Genomic DNA, 17,890 nt, shown 5'->3' with positions numbered 1-17,890 from the left:
CATGACGCTCTCAAGCCCGGAGGAGTGACGCCGGTTATGCAGCCGCCCGTCGAGCGCATCAGGAAACACGTCCGACTGCAGTGGCAGAACCTCGCCATACCGGACGTGCCGAGCCCGCCCTTCCTGATCCTGTTCATCAACTCGATCTGCAACATGAAGTGCGAGCACTGCTTCTACTGGCAGAACCTCAATCGTCCGGACGACCTCGGCTTCGCGGAGATCGTCGACCTCTCGCGCCAGCTCGGCAAGATCGAGAACCTGAACCTGTCGGGTGGCGAGCCGTTCTTGCGCAAGGAGTTCGGCGCCATCTGCCGTCAATTCATTCGACATAACGGGGTCGAAGAGATCTACGTCCCAACCAACGGTTACTTCCGGGATCGCACAATCCCGCAGCTACGCGAGGTCTTGCAGGAGCCGGGGCTGCGGTTGCTTGGCATCGAGCTGTCTCTCGATGGCATGCCGGAGTTTCACGACCGTTTCCGCGCCACGAAGAACTCCTTCGGCAAGGCGATGGACACCTACGATGCTCTGGCGGAACTGCAGCGCGAAGACGGGCGCCTGCAGATCCACGCCATTTCCACAGCGACGGCCGAAAACATGGAGGAGATTCGCAACCTGACGACCTTCCTCTACGACCGCTGCCCGCAGATGTCGCACCACAACCTGGCGATCATCCGCGGGGATCGGAAGAATCCGTCTTTGCAGGGGCCGCAACTCGATCGGTACGGCGCGCTCTACGAATACGTCCGCCGTCTGTGGGCACCGCGCGAGCAGGGACGGTATGGGTCGATGGTCGAGCCGATGCTGCAATGGGCGAAGATCAAGACGGCCCGTGAGCGACGGCAAGTGGTACCGTGTCGCGCCGGCGTGTTGAGCGCGGTGGTCTACTCCAACGGCGACGTCAGCGTCTGCGAGACGCACGCCCCGCTCGGCAATTTGCGCCGGCAGTCGTTCTCGGAGATCTGGCGTTCCGAGGCAGCACAGCGGTTGCGCGCGTCGATTGCGGCGCGGGCGTGTTACTGCACGAACGAGATCTTCCTGTGGCCGAGCATCACGTATCAGCCGCTGCAACTCGCGCGGGCAATGCTCGGCGGCCGAGTCTGGCAGCGTCCTGCCCCGCTTGCCCCGAGCGAGCGCGCCGGCGCAAGCCCCCAGAAGCCCGCCCTAGCCAGGGCCACCGATCGCGACGCGCTTGCCTGAGTCCGCTGCCACCGACGACGATCGCGCCGCCGTTCGTGAAGGCGGCCGGCGGCTGCTGTGGCACCTCGGGGTGCTGACCGGCGGCGAGATCCTGGCGCGGGCCCTGACGTTCATAGCTTTCGCTCACCTGGCACGTACGCTGGCGCCGGCCACGTACGGTCTCGTCGAAGCGGTTCTCGCCGTCGTTCTCTTCCTGAACGTCGCCGTCGATCAGGGGCTCAGCGTACTCGGCGCCCGGGAAGTGGCCGGCGGGAACTCGCATCTCGGCGCGCTGATCCGTCAGGTCGTCTCGATTCAGTTGCCGGTGGCCGTAGCGCTCTGCGCGCTCGCGGGGCTGGCGACGCTGGTCCTCAGCCTGCCGTCGCCGGTCGCCGAACTGCTGCGGGGCTACGCGCTCACTCTACTGCCGATCCCGTTCATCTGGACGTGGGTATTGCAGGGCTCGAGCCGCATGGGACCGGCGGCTGCGGTGCAGACGCTGCGCTATGCCGTGTTCGCCATCCTGACCCTTGCGCTCGTCACGAGTCCCGACCGGGTGACGCGCCTCCCGCTCGCCGAGATGGGCGGTATACTGGCTGCGGCAGCGGCCGCCGTGGCGCTCGTTCTGCGGCGGTTCGGCGGCGCAACCGGGGCCACGGCGCCGCCCCCGGCGCTGCTCCGAGAAAGCATCCCGGTGACCATGTCCCAATCGATCTGGGTGCTGCGGATGTACCTGCCGACCGTCCTGCTGGCCACGACAGGGGGAGCCGCTGCTGCCGGCGCCTTCGGCACCGGGCATCGCATCGTCATGGTGTTACAGACGCTGCTCGGGGTGTATTTCACGGCGCTTTTTCCCACGATCAGCCGCGCCGCCTTCCAGTCGGTCGAGCGGCTCACCGCCCTCTTGCGCGCCTCGGTGCCAGTCGCCCTGTGGCCGTCGGTAGCACTGGCCGGTGTCGTCACCGCTCTCGCGGCCGGCATCGTAACCGTCGTGTTCGGCCCCGCATACGTCGGCCACGGCGCCGGCGGGTCCCTGGCGATCCTCGTCTGGACGGTTCCGGTCATCGCCTTTCGGCGCCACGCCCGCAGCGCGCTGATGGCGCTTGGCCATCAACGCGAAGAGCTGTGGTGCTCGATCGCGGGTCTGGGACTGCAAGTGCTACTCACGCCGCCATTGGCCTTTCTGGCGGGGGCGCCGGGAACCGCGGTGGCGCTGCTGGTATCGGAGGTCGCCGGCGCGGCGCTCACCTGGCGTCGACTCCACCGGCACTTACCGGCTCTCTCGGTCGCCGCGGCAGTTCTAGTCGCGCCTTCGTGGAAGCGCCTCGCGGCGCAACGGCACTCGAACTCCCGCCGATGAACGGACCGATCTTCATAGTCGGGGCGCCGCGCAGCGGCACGACCCTGTTGCGCAACATGCTCAATCGCCACCCGGCGATCGCTCTCTGCGACGAAACCTACTTCGAGTACTACGTATACCGGCGGCGACGTGCTTTCGGCGATCTCGCCGACGAATCGCGCCGCCGCTTACTCACCGAACGCTATCTTGCGCTGCGGCGCATCGCACGCCTGCCAATGGATCGCGGCGTGCTCGCCGCCGCGCTGAACAAGAAGGGCGACACCTATCGCGAGTTCTTCTGCACCCTGCTCGCAGCGTTCGCTGCCACCCACGGCAAACCGCGTTGGGGCGAGAAGACGCCTCAGCACACCGCATTCGCCCCCACCCTCTGCGTCTGGTACCCCGACTGCGCCCTCATTCACCTGGTGCGCGACCCGCGCGATGTCGTCGCCTCGCTGTTGCAGATGCCGTGGGGACGCCGCAGCGTTACGGCCAACGCACGCGCGTGGCACGACTGCGTGCGCGCCGCCCGTACCTGCGCGAAGCTGCCCAATTACCTTCAGGTCCGCTACGAGGACCTCGTGCAGAACCCGCCCGCGACCCTGGAACGTATCTGCGCGTTCATCGGCGAGGCATTCGATCCGGCGATGTTGAGCGTGCGGTCGGACCCGTCCACCGCAGCGCCATGGTGGTTCGATCGCGCTCGGGAATCGGTTACCACGGAGCGAATCGAACTTTGGCGCCAGCATCTCACTGAGGAGCAGACGGCGGCCGTCGAAGGCGTTGCGGGTCCGTTGCTTGTCGAATGCGGCTACCGACCGGCCGGGACAACCGGCAGTGGCGTAGCGCGGGCGCGACTGTGGCTGGACGACCGCGTGGATGATGTGCGGTTCCGTCTCGAGCAGATCCCGCGCATGGCGTATTACTGGCTGGCTCCCAGACGGCTCGCCGCCGAAGAGGCGTGGATCGACCGCAACGCAACTGGGCAGCGCCGTTGATGTGCCGCTGCGGACGATCCTGATCATGCCGGCGGCAGGCACGCGCGGGAGCGAACGGATCGTGGCTACTCCGAGTCGATACAGTGCCGACCCAATGAACTCGTTCGCCAGCGATCGCGCGGCCACCGCGGCAGGCTCCCGCCCTGGAGACGGCGCCCGCCGCGGTATTGCTTGGCGCCTGTTCGTTGCGAGTTGGGCATTGTTCGTCCTGCACTTCGCCACCAACACGGTGCGCGAGATCTATCCGGCGTTGACCCTCGGCGACCGCGGTAGTTTCGATGTCTCCGAGTACGTCGGGCTCCACCCCGATATCTTCGCGGTTCCCGGACGCGGGGCGTTCATCAACAACAACCCGGGCGCGTCGATTGTCGGCGCGATTCCGTATGCCGCGGCGCGCCCGCTGGTCGACCGAATCGTTGCCCGCGTGCAGGCCGCGCGGGCCGCCCAACCCGACGCGGGCGGCACCCCGCACTACGACAGTCCGTGGCCGATGGCGCGGGAGTTCTATCGACAGGCGCGGGCGCGCGGGCTCGACGTCAAGTTCGGCCTCGGCGCCGGCGTCATGCAGGCACTGGCGATGGCGCCGTTGTCGGCCCTGAGCGTCGTCGTGATGTTCTGGCTCCTCGCGGCACGCATCGAGTCGATCCGGGCCGCCGCCGCGCTGGCGTTCCTCTATGCGATCGCCACCCCGGTGCTGTACCGAACCGCGCAGCTAAATCACAACGTCCTGGTCGCCCACTGCGCTCTCTTCGCCTTCGCGACGCTGTGGCGCCCGTGGACATCCGTCGCGCCTGCGACCGTTGCGGGTTTCCTCCTCGCCGGTTTTCTCAGCGGCTGGGCGGTGGTGTGCGACTATAGCGGGGCGATCGTGGTGGTAGCGATGGGCGGGTACGCCGTGGCGCGCTGGATGCAGACCGAAGGCGCGCCGCGGCGGCCGGCGCCGCTCCTCGCCTTCGGGGTCGGCGTTGCGGCGGCGGGTGCCATCCTGCTCGCCTACCAGTGGGTCGCCTTCGGCCATCCGCTGCTGCCGCCGCAGCACTACATGCCCGCCGCAACGTACACGCACCACGGCTACGCCGGCATGGATCGACCCCACCTCGACCTCCTGTGGTCGACGCTCTTCAGCCCCCGCTACGGGCTGTTCATTTCGGCCCCGATCCTGCTACTGGCCCTCTACCCGCCGGCCTGGCGGACTCCGGCGCGGCTCGTCGGCCGGAGCGAGAGCTGGTGCATCGGCGTCTTCTGTCTTCTCTTCCTGCTCTTCTGCAGCGCCAACCAGTACGGGCGCATGCAGTTCAACTCCGGCGTGCGGCATATAGTGCCGGTCAGTCCGCTGCTCTTCCTTATCGCCGCGGGGGTTGTGCTGCGTCTGCCGCGGATCGCCGCCGTGGGCGCGAGTGTGCTGGCCGCTTACTGGTCGTGGTGCCTGGCGATGGTACGTGACGTCGAGAGCGGCCGCGGCATCGTCGACGCCGTCGTCACGGTCTCTCACGAGGGCGTGCGCCTGCCCTGGCTGACGACTTTGCAGGGCATGGGTTACGTCCACGGCCAATGGCCGGCGGCGGTGTTACTGATCGCCTACGCGGCCTTCGTCTGGTGGCTGTGGCGCACCGCCGACTGGAACGCAGCGGCCGAGCAATCCGCGCGCGCAGGAGCACGGCCGCGCAGCGGGGAACGACAACGAAGCCGGTTTCGGTCGACGATGTCGGGCATTGCCGGCACCGTTCTCGTCGTTGCGGCCGTGGGGATTCCAGGGAGCGCTTACGAACAAGCTCTGCGCGGCACCGACACCGGCGCGTTGAGCTGGGGACCGGCATTGTTCCGCGCCCTGCTGCTGTTCCACGGCATCGTTCTGACCGCATGGGGGCTGGCCACGCGCCGCGGGCCGGTCGCGACGCAACCCTGCCCCCCAACACCCGACACCCGGCGCCCGGCAACCGGCACCTGGATTGCGCTGATCGCGATGAGCGTACTCGCGCTGGCCCTGCGTCTGTGGGCGTCGGGGTCGTGCCTGTGGTTCGACGAAGTGCTGACCTACGCCGACTACGTGCGCGCACCGATGGGCCGGATCGTTACCAGCTTTCCGAATCAGAACCAGCACATGCTGTACTCGGTTCTCGCACGCGTGGCGGTATCCGTCTTCGGCGAGTCGTTCTGGGCCGCTCGACTCCCCTCGGTGCTGTTCGGGGTCGCCTCGGTGTGGGCGTTGTTCTTCCTCGGCCGCCGCCTCTTCAATGACCGCGAGGCGCTGCTGGCGTGCGCGCTGCTTACCGTCTCCTACCACCACGTCTGGTTCTCGCAGAACGCGCGCGGTTACATGGGGCTGTTGTTCTTCGCTACGCTGGCCACGTACCTGTGGCTGCGGGCGCGCGACGAGGCGCAATGGCGGTGGGCCATCGGCTATGCGTTGACCCTGGCCCTGGGTATGTGGACTCATCTAACGATGGTGTTCGTACCGATGGCGCACGCCGCCGTCTGGGCGTTCGATGTCGGCCGCGGGCGCCGAGGCGCGACCGGCGGCCGGCTGCCGGCGGCGTGGCTCCTCGGGGCCACGGTGACCCTCCAGTTGTACGCGCTGTCGTTGCCGGAGTTCTTGCGCACCGGACTCCACGAGGTCTCGCTCGAATCGGAATGGACGAACCCGCTGTGGGTCCTGAGCGAGAGCGTACGCAGCCTGCACGTCGGCTTCGGGGCCGTCGCCGTACTCGTTGCCGGCGCGGCGGTGGGAGCGGCGGGCTGGTTGGATGCGGCCCGGCGCGACACCGCCGGAGCGGTCGGCCTTGTCCTGCCGCCGTTGCTCGGCGGCGCAACCATGCTGCTCCTCGGCCACAATCTGTGGCCCCGTTTCTTCTTCTTCGCCATGGGCTTCGCACTGCTCATCGCCGTGCATGGCGCACTGGTGGCGCCGCCCCTGGTGTTCGCCGGAATCCCGGGCCTCAGGCGCAATCCGCGGCTCGGCAAGACGGCGGGCATTACCCTTGCCGGTCTGATGATCGCGGCCTCGGCCCTGTCTCTGCCGCGAGCGTACGCCCTACCCAAGCAGGACTTCACCGGAGCGCGCGACTGGATCGAGGCGCAGCGCCGGCCCGGCGACGCCGTGGTCGGCGTCGGACTGGCCGGGGTTGCCTACCGGCGGCTATTCGCCCCGGAATGGCAGGTCGCCGACAGCGGCGCGGAACTCGCCGCCATCGCTGCCGCGCACCCGCGGGTGTGGTTGGTGTATACGATTCCCGTGGAACTGAAGGCGTACCGCCCGGACGTCTGGGCGGAGGTGGAGCGGCGCTTCGACGTGGTAAAGGTGTTTCCGGGCACGTTGGGAGCGGGTGAGGTGTATGTTTGCCGCGAGCGCACGAGGGCCGCGCCGGAGACCGGAGGCGACGTCACGGCACCGCCCCCTTGAGTGAGCCGAGAAAGCGACCGGGAAAACCATGCAGAAACCCACAACCGCCGCGACGGTAAGCGTCGTCATCCCGGCCTACAACGAGGAAGGCGCGGTCGGCGCGGTCATCGCCGAAATCCGCCAGCGCCTTGCCGACGCCGGCCTTGCACCGGAGATCGTGGTGGTCGACGACGGGTCGACCGATCGCACGGCGCCGGCCGCGCTCGCCGCCGGCGCACGGGTCATCCAGCACCGCAGCAATCGCGGGTACGGGGCGGCACTGAAAACCGGCATCGCCGCGGCCGCCCACGACGTCGTTGCGATCATAGACGCCGACGGCACCTATCCGGCGACTGCGCTGCCCGCGATGATCGCCGAACTCGATCACGCCGACATGGTGGTCGGCGCCCGCATCGGAACGGAGGTCCGTATCCCGTTCGTGCGCCGCCCAGCCAAATGGGCGCTCACCCACCTCGCCAACTACGTTGCCAACGCCACCATCCCCGATCTCAACAGCGGGCTGCGGGTCTTCCGCCGCGACATTGTCATGCAGTACTACCCGATCCTGCCCGACCAGTTCAGTTGGACGACGACGATCACCCTGGCGATGCACTGCGACAAATACGCGGTGAGCTACCTGCCCATCGACTACCGGACCCGCCGGGGCAGGTCGAAGATCGTGCCGTGGGACGCCGGCAACTTCGCCATTCTGATCATGCGGACGGCAATGCTCTTCCGCCCGCTGCGCGTATTCCTGCCGCTGGTGGTCGGGTGTCTCGTTTACGGAACCGGCAAAATGACCCTCGACATGATGCGCGATCCGAACATCTCCGCTTCCGCCCTGCTGGCTTTCCTCAGCGCCCTGCAATTGCTCTTGATCGGCATGCTCGGCGATGCCATGGCCATGCGGCTCGGTCGTCTTAGCCCCAACGCGGCTTTCGGCGTACGCCCGCGTGAGCTGCACGAGTCCGGCTCCGGCCGGCAGCCGGCGGAACGTTGATCATGGACCCTTTGCGTCTCTACCTCCTCGCCGGCCTCGTCGCGCACAAGCTGATCTGGGAGCTGCTCAAGCGCCGCCAGCGCAGCGGCGGATCGGCCCCGCAGACACCGCCGTCGCCCATGGCGACGCTCTTGAAAGGCCTCAAGTTGGCGATACTCGCCGGACTGGTCGTACAGACCCTCACCCCGGATGTGCTACCCATCAGCGCCAACTCCACCGCCATGCGGGTCGCCGGCGCGCTGCTCTTCACCGCCGGCCTCGCGATTGCCGTGCTCGGTCGGGTGCAGTTGGGCGACAACTGGTCGGACATCGAGACTGCACAGGTGCTGCGGCGCCAGGCCGTGGTCGACTCGGGGATTTACCGTTACGTGCGTCATCCCATTTATGGCGGCGACCTGCTGCTGCTGTTCGGCTTCCAGTTGAGTGTCAATTCGTGGTTCGTACTCGGCGTTCTGCTGACGATTCCGTACGTCGCCTGGCGGGCGATTCGCGAAGAAACCATGCTGGCCCAAGCGTTGCCCGGCTACGCGGCCTACTGCGCGCGTACCCGTCGCTTCCTGCCGTTCGTGGTCTGAGCCGACATCTCCGATGAGCGCAAACCGTGTGGTCATCCTCGGGGGTGGTCCGGCCGGCCTGGCAGCCGCGTGGCAACTGCACGCGCGGCGGCGAGGAACCGCCGTAGTGCTCGAACAACGCGACGAGGTCGGCGGCAACGCGGGGAGCTTCGAAATCGACGGCATTCCGGTTGACTTCGGCAGCCACCGGCTGCACCCCGCGTGCGCTCCCGCCATCCTGGGCGATCTGCGCGAGCTGCTGCGCGACGATTTGCTCGAGCGGCCACGCAACGGTCGCATCCGACTGCACGGACAATGGATTGGCTTTCCGATCCGCCCGGCCGACGCCGTGCATCTGCCGCCGGCGTTCGCCGCCGGCGTATTCTTAGACGCGCTCCGCAAACTGGCGCCGCGTCACCCGGGGCGCGAAAACGACACCTTCGCGAGCGTCCTCGAGAGCGGTCTCGGCCGGACCATCTGTCGCGATTTCTATTTCCCGTACGCGTACAAGATCTGGGGTGTGCGTCCGGAGATGCTCAGCGCCATCCAGGCCCGACGGCGGGTATCGGCAGGGTCCATCGGCAAGATGCTGCGCAAGGTGGCCGGTGCGGTGCCGGGCCTGAAGCCCGCGGGGGCGGGACGATTCTTTTACCCGCGACAAGGGTTCGGGCAGATCAGTCGGGCGCTTGGCGAAGCGGCACGGAAAGCCGGTGCCGAAGTGCGCCTGCGCGCCCGGGTGCGCGCCGTCCAGGTCGGCGCACCGCATCGGCTGGAGGTGGAAGTCGATGGCGGTGTCGAAACGATCGCCTGCGATCATCTCTGGTCGACCATTCCGATCACCGTGCTGGCAAGACTGCTGAAACCGGCAGCGCCCCCGCCGGTGCTCGATGCCGCCGCGCGAATGACGTACCGTGCCATGGTGCTGGTGTATGTCGTGCTGGGGCAACGCCAGTTCACCCCGTACGACGCACACTACTTCCCCGGGGCGGATCTGGCTCTGACGCGTTTGTCGGAACCGAAGAACTACAGTGCCCGCGCCGAGCCGACCGACCGCACCGTGCTGTGCGCCGAGATCCCCTGTTCGATCGACGACACCACATGGCAGGCGACCGACGCGGAGCTGGCCGAAACCATTGCGCAGTCGCTGGCGCGTTGCGGCATTCCGATCGTGGCCCCCGTTATCGGGGTCGTCACCCGCCGGCTCCCGCAAGCCTATCCGATTTACCTGAACGGCTACGAGCCGCATTTCGAGTGTCTCGACACCTGGATGCGCGAACTACCCGGCGTTCTCACCTTCGGTCGTCAGGGCCTGTTCGCGCACGACAACACGCACCACACCATCGCCATGGCTTACGGGGCCGTCGACTGCATGCGGTCCGACGGCCACTTCGACCGGGACCGGTGGCGCACCTACCGCGTCGAATTCGAGTCTCACGTCGTCGAGGATTGACGGCCGATGGTGACGCCGAATCGGAATGATATTGCCACGTCTTCGGTGAGCGCGTCCTTCGCCTTCGTGGCGACCGCGCTGGTGGTCACGGCCGCGGCGGGCGCGTTCGGCGCCCTGGATTTCGCCTACTCTCTAGCCGAGCCCCGGATCGGCATGGCGCTCGGCGGCCTGATCGTCTGGCTCGTCGTCGGCGCATTGCTGTCGCTACCGCTGGCCGGCGGGTTGGCGGCACTGGTCTGGTGGTGGCGGCCGCGCTGGCCGGCACCGGCGTTCGTCGGCGCCGTCGTTGCCGTCGCCACTCAGGGCGTGGCGATTCTCGGCCTGGCGCCGACCACCGCACTCGTTCTCGTTCCGATCGCGTGGCTGCTCGCCGTCGGACTCGCACGCCGTCGGGCCCTGGGACACGTAACCGGCGTCGCCGCCGTTGCCCTGACGACCGTAGCCGCGGCGGCTCTTCTTCTGGCCATACTCACCATCGCCGCACCGCGAAGCGAGAGCGCCAAAAGGGGTGTCGGGACGGCGGCCGGCACCGGCCTGCCCAACGTCGCGCTCGTCGTCCTCGACACGACGCGAGCGGATCACATCGGGGCATACGGGGACACGCGCCAGCTCACTCCGAATCTTGACCGTATCGCGGCCGAGGGCGTCGTCTTCGAGCAAGCCATCGGTACAGCCGATTGGACGGTCCCGACGCACGCGTCGCTGTTCACCGGTCTCTACCCGATGAGCACCGGGGCGAACTGCGACCACCATCGCTGGCTCGACACCCGCTTCGCGACGCTGGCCGAGATGCTGCAAGCCGAGGGCTACCAGAGCGTCGGCCTGGTCGCGAACCGCTACATCGAGGACGCCAACCTTCAGCAAGGGCTCGAAAGCTACTACTTCCTGCGCGACAACGAAGCCACCAGGCTGCACCTGGTCGCGCAGGCGTTGGGCTTGCCCACGAGCTGGGTCGACAAGGGTGCGGGCCGTGCGGTCGAAGCGCTGCGCCACTGGTTGGCGACCGGGCGTGACCCGCAACGGCCGTTCTTCCTGTTCGTCAACCTGATGGAGCCGCACTGGCGTTACCTTCCGCCGGCGGTGCAACGCCGCGCCCTCCTGCCGCCCTCGCAGTCCTATCTCGGCACGACGCGGCTGTCGGCGGGCTTCTACGGTATCAACTGGCTGGCAGGTTATGCGGGCAATCCCGCGACGCCGGCGGCAGTGCGCGCCATGTACGCCGCGGAGGTCGCCTACCAGGACGAACAGCTCGGCGCGCTGCTCGCGGCGTTGTCGGCCGCATCGCCGCCGTCGGACACGCTACTCATCGTCACTGCAGACCACGGCGAGAACCTCGGCGAAGCCGGCCGCTGGGATCACGTCTTCGCCGTCAACGACTACCTGGCGCGCGTACCCTTGATCATCCGCTACCCGCGGGCCTTCCCGGCGGGGACGCGCCTGCCGGGTCAGTGCCAGACGATCGATGTCGTACCGACGGTTTTCGACGTGCTCGGTCGGCCGTTGCCGGTCCGCAACCTTCCCGGGCGCACCCTGGTCCCGGCCCGGTTCGTCCCTCGCGACACGACGTTCATCGAGTCGGTGCCCTACTACGGGCATCTCGAGCGGATGGCGGCGATCGCCGGATTCCGCCGCGATATCGGAACCTTCACGCACACCCTGCGCGCGGCGCGCAGCCGGGATTTCAAGCTCGTGGCGTCGTCCGACGGCAGCGAGGCGCTTTACGATCTGCGCCGCGACCCCGACGAGGGGGCGAACGTCATCGCCGCGCATCCCGACGTGGCCGCGGCACTGCGAATTGCCCTGCAGGAGTGGCGGGCGGCGCAGCCGCCGTACGTACCGGCGAAAGACAGCGGCTCCGAGGAGCGCGGGGGCGCACCGCTCAGCCCGGCGCAGCAAGAGCGGTTGCGCAGTCTGGGGTACTGAGCTTGGACGACCGCCCGCAACGACTGCGAACCCTCGCCCTGGCAGCGGTCGCGTCCATCCTGACCGCGGCGCCGATCGTTTACGCGCACCGTACCAGCCTGCGCACCTGGATCTCGGCGCACGGTTTTCTCCATCTGGCACTCGTCGACCGGTTTGCCCCGCCGTGGGAATTTGCGCCTCCGGCCAATCCATTCTTCGCTAACGAAACCGTCCCGTACTACTGGCTATTTCACTACGTCGCGGCACGGCTCGCACACGGCGCCGGCGTACACCCGCTGGTGGCCATCGAAGCCATGATTCTCGGCAGTGTCGCCGTCCTCTGGCTTAGTGCCGTGGCCCTCGGCAAACGCCTATACGGGAAGCTGGCACCCGGGTTGGCAATCGGTCTGTTCGCGCTCGCCGGGGCCAACGCCCTCGGGTTCGTGTTCTTCCTCCTTAAGGTCGCCGTCCGTGGCACCGGCAGTCTCGCCGACGACCCGAACCATCTCTGGGGTATTGCCCATCCGGTCCTGTCGATGGCGCGGTTCAACGATCCGTTCGCGCTCTACGGTCCGTTGCTGGCTTTCTTCTACAACGTCACCTCCCGCCCTCTTGCCCTCAGTCTGCTGCTCGCCGTGGCGTTCTGGTTATTCGTCTGGCTCGAACGCGGCCGGGTGGGTTCTTTAGTGGCGCTGGTCCTGAGCAGCGCGCTGTGCTCGGGCTTCTCCGTCCTCGTCGGCATCCCGGCCGCCGCGTGCGTCAGCGCAGGGCTGGTGGCCGCGCATCGGCTGTGTCGCCCACCCGCACTTTCGCGGTCACGGCTTCTAGCGGGCATTGCCGCGTTACTGTTGGGGCCGATACTGGCCCTGCCTGCCTACGCGAACCTCTTCGGCCGCGGCACCGGCGGGATCCGCATCGATCCATCGTGGACAACGATCACCGGAGTCATCGCCAGCGGCACCCTACTCGTCGTCCTGGCAGCAGCCGGTACGGCGCGAACACCGGCTCCGCGACGCGAATTCCTGTTCGCCCTGCTGGCGGCCGGCCTAACCCTGATGCTGGCGAGCATGGTGTTCGTGCTGCCGACCGCCAACGAGTGCAACTTCTACCACGCCGCCGTAATTCTGCTGGCGATACCCGCGGCGGCGTGTCTGGTCCCCGCGCCCGACTGGTCGCCTCGCCGGGTCGTTCTAAGCTGGGTAGCCGCCGTGTTCGTGCTCCTGCCGACCCCGGGGATAATCATGTTCGCGTATCTCGATCGTCCCTCGGTCCCCGTGAGGTTCAGCGGCACGCGCCTCGAGCGGGTACCCGCCGACGCGCCTCTGGCCCGTCTCTATGGTTGGGCGCGCGCGATGACTCCCGGCGACGCGGTTTTCGTCCTCGATCCGCGGCTGCCCTTCGTCACCGCGGCGGGCAATATGCCGGAGTTCCCGGTGCTGGCCGGACGGGAGATGTTCACGACGTATCGCACCAGTTACCTGATCGAACCGAACCCCGACGCCGGGCTCCGGCACGACCTGGCCGTGCGGCTCGTCGACGGCACCCCACTGGACGCCGCACAGCACGCGTACCTGCGGGACATGAAGCGCCCGGTGTACGTGGTCACCATGCACGCCGACCGCCCGGAACACCTCGCCGCGCTGCAACAGGCGTACGGCCCACCCGCCTTCCACGACCGCGAGGTGGCAGCGTTCGCGCTGCGGTAAGTCAACCAACCGCGTGTAAACCGCGTCGCCCTTCGTCTCCGGAACTACGAACCACCACGGGAGGGCGAGCCGTCTTTCTTCATCCCCTCCAACCCCATCACACCGTCACCGCGGCTCGGCTGGAGCCTCGCCCTCCCCGTGGCGCCTCAACTCTTCGGTACGAACGCGGAGGGCGGCACCAACTCGCGCGTGCCGTCGGGGGGGGTCCAGTACATCTGCAACACGCGGCGTGCCGAGGTCTGCGACTTCGGCACCGTCCAGCGCAACTCCAACGGATGGTCGCCCTCGGCGAGCGAACGTTTCACCTTGCAGATCGCCGGGTCCTCGCCGCGCGCGGTCTCGGAAGCACACAGCGGCTCGCCGTCCAGCCGCACTTCGTACGGCTCCGTACTGTACATTTCGAGCTCGTACTCGCCGCGCCGCGCGATGCGCAGAGCGCCATCCAGGGTCGCCGCAAACGGCTTCACCACGGACAGTACACGCAAATCGTTCCAGCAGCCCTCGTCGGCGTGGAGGTTGATCTGCGGCTCGATCGTCCGGAGCAGCGTTTCCCCGTCGCGAGTGAACTTTGCCCGCAGGCCCTCGATGCCTTCGTCCGGCCGTAACTCCCAGCGCGTTACCCGGCGTGGCGGCGTCTGCCCGTCATCGAGTGTCACGGTCAGGTCCCGCACCCCGGTCAGGCGCTCCTCGATGACGATCAGTTGCCAGCCGCGGGCCAGAGTGAGCTGCGCGGCAGCCTCCGAGCCTTCAGCGACCCGGATCGGCGCGCCGGCGCCGATCCGCATCGTCAGCGGCTCCGCCGAACGCACCCTCACAGTCACCGGCCGGTCGCTCGGCCAGTAGATCCGCCCGCCCCATCGCAACACTCCGTCCCGCGGCCGCAGCGGGGCCGCCGCACCGAACGGATCCGCAACCACCCCCTTGACCGCCGCCCCGCCGGCGTCCGCCGCCGTCGCCGTCAGGCCGGTGCGCGCCCGCACGTCCTCCGCGGGAATCTCGATCACCGGAAACAACAGGCGGCCGTTGTTCGGCCAGCGCACCTCGCGCACCTTCGCATTGGGGTACCACTCGCGGATTAAGGGGACCCACGACAGTTGCGTCGGCCCGACCACCAGCACGATCGGACCGTCCACCGGCCGGTGTACCGGCAACAAATGCGCCGGCTCGATCGTCTGTTCGAGGCGCCGGTCGGGGAAGTCCAACGCGAATATCTCCTCGCGTTCCACGCGCAGGAAGTTCTCGACCCCGAGGATCACGACCGGCGTCTCGCGCGGCACCTTCTGGACCAGCCGCACCAACTCGGAGATCTCGTCGATCGGCTCCGCCGGGAAGGCGACGAAGTACGTGCGCCAGTTGTCCCAGGTCGCACCGGCCAGCAGCACGCCGGCGAGCGCATAGCCCGCCAGCGCCGCGCGGCCGTATGGTCGTACCGCCCGCAAAGCGGCGTCGAGCGGCAGCGCCGCCAGCAGTGCCAGCGCCGGCAGGATGCCGACGAGCCGCACGACTGCCGGCGGATCGTTGGTCAGTACTCCGCCGAGCACGAAGAGAAGCAGCCACCAGTACGGCACGAATCCACCCCGACCGCGCAACCACGGCAACGACGCCCCCAGACCGAGCACGAACAGCGGCGCGGTCACGTGATCGAGCATGCCGCCGCCCCGGTAACCCATCTGGTAGGCACCGCCGGGAATCACGCCGAACCCCAACCACGTCAGACCCGCCTGCCGGCCCACCACCTCGAGCGCGCCGTCCCAGCCGCTGCGTGCCCACGCCTCGGCAATCAGCGTCGCCACCTGCCGGTTGCGCGCCATGTGTGTGTACATGCGCCAGTTCTCGGTGAACGCGAAGTGGTCGGTGACGTAGAACACCCACGGAAACGCCGCGAGCAGGAATCCCGCGACCGTGATCGCCACGCCGCGCCAGCGCGGAAGCGCAGCGCCGGGTCGGAAGATCGATGCCAGACCGAGCCAGCCGAGCAACAGAAACGGCACCGACTGACCCGCATTGTACGTGTACAGACACAACCCGAGCCCGATCCCCGCCCACAGGTAGCTGCCCGCCAGGCCGGTGTTGATCGCCCGCCACCACCAGAACAAGGCGAAGGTCTCGAAAAACATCACCTGCGCATGGCAAATCCCCATGCGGCTGAAGTCCACCGCCGTGCGGCCGACCGCGAACAGCACCGCGGCAAGGACGGCCACCTGCCTCGAATACAGGTGCCTCGCGAGCAGGTAGGTCATGGCGACCGCCAGCGTTCCGGAAAGCGCCGACGATAGTCGCAACACGGTGGAGCCCCAACCGAGGACCGGAATGAACACGCCCTGCAACGCGATCCCGATCATCGGCCAGGTGTTCCAGCTCATCTTGAAGAAGTTCGGCGCACCTTCGCGGAATTCGCGCACCAGCGAGATGCCGACGCGCGGCTCGTCGCCGAACACGTAGCGAGGGATCTCGTCGATCCACAGGACCCGCAGCACGGCGCCCACGGCGACGATGGCGGCAAAGCCCCAGATTTCCGGGCTCGACCATCGCGGCACCCCACGCGCCGCCGGCGCCACTCGCCAGCCGCGCACGGCGACCGTCGCAAGCACGAAGCCGCCGATCCACAGGACCACGCTGACCACGCGCCACCGATCGCCCGCGGCCAGAGCCGTGGTCACTCCCAGCGCGGCCGCGGCGCCGGCACCGGTCAGGGCGCGAACGAGACGTTGCCGGACCTTCGAATGCCCCGCCGGCGCGGCCGGAACGAAGGGCTGCGGGAGGTTCCACGTCGCGGCCGCTGCCAGTCCCGCCGCCAGAGCGTAAAGCGTCCAGCCGATCCACGACTCACGGTTGCCAACGGTGAGCCACTGCGCGACGAGCGCCAGACCGATTGCCGCCAGAATCGTTACCGCCGAAACCGGCGCCCCGGGCCGTTCGGCACCCGCGGTCACCGCCCCCACACGCGGACGATCTGCCCCACCAATCATCACTGGCGCGTCTCATACCCCGAGGTCCGCAGCGAATCCAAGCCCGACGTTGACGCGCCGCGGACCCGCGCCCGGTTCACCGGGCGCCTCGACCGAGCCCGGTCATTCATGCCCGGGGCTTCACGGTCGGGAATGTCCGGACCCGGCAACACAGCACCCTGGAGGGAACACGAAGGAACGCGCTCGGAGATCGCGTTCCACCTGGATACGCGTACCGCAGGAACGCGCGCGGAGCGCACGTTCCACCTGGCCGACTCAACTCCCGCTGGGAGAGGAACCTGATCACATCGGACGCTGCCGGATCGCGAGAGGTCGCGTGCGTGGATTCACCCGCTGTGCCACGGCAACAGCACCCCGCAGCGGAGTCAGGTCCCTCTCCCGCCGGGAGAGGTCAGGTGAGGGGATCCACCCTCTGCACCGCGGCAACAGCACCCCGCAGCGGAGTCAGGTCCCTCTCCCAGCGGGAGAACTCAGGTGAGGGGATCTACCGCTGCACCGCGGCAACAGCACCCCGCACCGGAGTCAGGTCCCTCTCCCAGCGGGAGAACTCAGGTGAGGGGATCCACCGCTGCACCGCGGCAACAGCACCCCGCACCGGAGTCAGGTCCCTCTCCCAGCGGGAGAGGTCAGGTGAGGGGATCCACATCCTCCCGCAGTTCAGTCCCGTGTCACGATCGCCACGCCCCGCACCGCTTCCCCAATTCTCGCCAGCACACCCTCGATGTTCTCCATCACTTCGTTGTTCCAGAACCGCAGAACCCGGTACCCCGAAAGTTCCAGAAACCGGCTACGCTCTTCGTCGTATTCCCGCTGCTCGAAGTGCTGACCGCCGTCGACCTCCACGACCAGCCTCGACTCCACGCAACAGAAGTCGACCATGTAAGGTCCCAGCGGCTCTTGCCGCCGGAACTTCGCACCGTCAACCTGACGTGCGCGCACGTGGTACCATAACCGACCCTCGGCGTCGGTGGCACGGCGACGAAGTCTCCGGGCTCGTCGGGTCGCTGCGGATGGCACCTTCACTACCGCAGGACAGTGCGCCCGTGCGGCAACCCCGGTCAACCCCGGACATACGGCGCACCCCGAGTTTCATCCCCTCACCTGTCCTCTCCCGTTGGGAGGGGAACCTGACTCCGTGGCGGGGTGCTGTCGTGACGCTCGTGCATCACTCGGTCTTATCCCCTCACCTGTCCTCTCCCGTTGGGAGAGGAACCTCACTCCGTGGCGGGGTGCTGTCTTGACGCTCGTGCCTCACTCGGTCTTATCCCCTCACCTGTCCTCTCCCGTTGGGAGAGGAACCTCACTCCGTGGCGGGGTGCTGTCTTGACGCTCGTGCCTCATTCGATCTCATCCCCTCACCTGTCCTCTCCCGTTGGGAGAGGAACCTCACTCCGTGGCGGGGTGCTGTCTTGAC

At 67.9% G+C, this 17,890-nt stretch carries 11 protein-coding genes; 9 read left to right on the top strand and 2 right to left on the bottom strand.

Annotation, left to right across the window (positions count from 1 at the left end; genetic code table 11):
• Positions 1–36: 36 nt before the first annotated feature.
• The 9 genes from L6Q96_09245 to L6Q96_09205 are packed head-to-tail and all read left to right on the top strand — an operon-like array spanning position 37 to position 13,507.
• Positions 37–1,200, top strand: coding sequence for a radical SAM protein (locus L6Q96_09245; GenBank protein MCK6554749.1), 1,164 nt, complete (start codon positions 37–39; stop codon positions 1,198–1,200).
• Positions 1,193–2,539 carry an oligosaccharide flippase family protein gene (locus tag L6Q96_09240; protein ID MCK6554748.1) on the top strand — a complete coding sequence of 449 codons (1,347 nt, stop codon included), beginning with the start codon at positions 1,193–1,195 and terminating at the stop codon, positions 2,537–2,539. The genes L6Q96_09245 and L6Q96_09240 overlap by 8 nt, the downstream gene beginning before the upstream one ends.
• Complete coding sequence (locus L6Q96_09235) at positions 2,536–3,516, top strand: sulfotransferase (GenBank protein ID MCK6554747.1); 981 nt, start codon at positions 2,536–2,538, stop codon at positions 3,514–3,516. The genes L6Q96_09240 and L6Q96_09235 overlap by 4 nt, the downstream gene beginning before the upstream one ends.
• A gap of 25 nt (positions 3,517–3,541) precedes the next feature.
• Positions 3,542–6,916, top strand: a complete 3,375-nt coding sequence (locus L6Q96_09230) for a glycosyltransferase family 39 protein (protein ID MCK6554746.1) — start codon at positions 3,542–3,544, stop codon at positions 6,914–6,916.
• Between the two features lie 28 nt (positions 6,917–6,944).
• Positions 6,945–7,895 carry a glycosyltransferase family 2 protein gene (locus L6Q96_09225; protein ID MCK6554745.1) on the top strand — a complete coding sequence of 317 codons (951 nt, stop codon included), beginning with the start codon at positions 6,945–6,947 and terminating at the stop codon, positions 7,893–7,895.
• A 2-nt stretch (positions 7,896–7,897) separates the two neighbouring features.
• Complete coding sequence (locus L6Q96_09220; GenBank protein MCK6554744.1) at positions 7,898–8,470, top strand: isoprenylcysteine carboxylmethyltransferase family protein; 573 nt, start codon at positions 7,898–7,900, stop codon at positions 8,468–8,470.
• A 13-nt stretch (positions 8,471–8,483) separates the two neighbouring features.
• Complete coding sequence (locus L6Q96_09215) at positions 8,484–9,899, top strand: FAD-dependent oxidoreductase (protein MCK6554743.1); 1,416 nt, start codon at positions 8,484–8,486, stop codon at positions 9,897–9,899.
• 6 nt (positions 9,900–9,905) lie between these two features.
• Positions 9,906–11,822, top strand: a complete 1,917-nt coding sequence (locus L6Q96_09210; GenBank protein ID MCK6554742.1) for a sulfatase — start codon at positions 9,906–9,908, stop codon at positions 11,820–11,822.
• A gap of 2 nt (positions 11,823–11,824) precedes the next feature.
• Positions 11,825–13,507 (top strand): hypothetical protein, encoded by a 1,683-nt coding sequence (locus L6Q96_09205; protein MCK6554741.1) that lies wholly within the window; start codon positions 11,825–11,827, stop codon positions 13,505–13,507.
• 146 nt (positions 13,508–13,653) lie between these two features.
• On the opposite strand, the gene L6Q96_09200 is transcribed toward L6Q96_09205, so the two are convergent.
• Together L6Q96_09200 and L6Q96_09195 are read right to left on the bottom strand one after the other, a co-directional pair.
• Positions 13,654–16,476, bottom strand: coding sequence for a glycosyltransferase family 39 protein (locus L6Q96_09200; GenBank protein MCK6554740.1), 2,823 nt, complete (start codon positions 16,474–16,476; stop codon positions 13,654–13,656).
• A 657-nt stretch (positions 16,477–17,133) separates the two neighbouring features.
• Complete coding sequence (locus L6Q96_09195) at positions 17,134–17,493, bottom strand: endonuclease domain-containing protein (GenBank protein MCK6554739.1); 360 nt, start codon at positions 17,491–17,493, stop codon at positions 17,134–17,136.
• Positions 17,494–17,890: the final 397 nt, after the last annotated feature.

The organism is Candidatus Binatia bacterium (assembly GCA_023150935.1).
In the GTDB taxonomy this organism is placed as follows: Bacteria; Desulfobacterota; Binatia; order HRBIN30; family HRBIN30; genus JAKLJW01.
The sequence above is the reverse complement of the archived record's forward strand: the minus strand, read 5'-3'. Positions and strand labels throughout refer to the sequence as shown.

Bases quoted from the DNA above. Each gene is read 5' to 3' on its own strand.
- L6Q96_09245 (MCK6554749.1), top strand. From the start codon at position 37: ATGCAGCCGCCCGTCGAGCGCATCAGGAAACACGTCCGACTGCAGTGG.
- L6Q96_09235 (MCK6554747.1), top strand. From the start codon at position 2,536: ATGAACGGACCGATCTTCATAGTCGGGGCGCCGCGCAGCGGCACGACC.
- L6Q96_09230 (MCK6554746.1), top strand. From the start codon at position 3,542: ATGCCGGCGGCAGGCACGCGCGGGAGCGAACGGATCGTGGCTACTCCG.
- L6Q96_09225 (MCK6554745.1), top strand. From the start codon at position 6,945: ATGCAGAAACCCACAACCGCCGCGACGGTAAGCGTCGTCATCCCGGCC.
- L6Q96_09220 (MCK6554744.1), top strand. From the start codon at position 7,898: ATGGACCCTTTGCGTCTCTACCTCCTCGCCGGCCTCGTCGCGCACAAG.
- L6Q96_09215 (MCK6554743.1), top strand. From the start codon at position 8,484: ATGAGCGCAAACCGTGTGGTCATCCTCGGGGGTGGTCCGGCCGGCCTG.
- L6Q96_09210 (MCK6554742.1), top strand. From the start codon at position 9,906: ATGGTGACGCCGAATCGGAATGATATTGCCACGTCTTCGGTGAGCGCG.
- L6Q96_09200 (MCK6554740.1), bottom strand. From the start codon at position 16,476: ATGATTGGTGGGGCAGATCGTCCGCGTGTGGGGGCGGTGACCGCGGGT.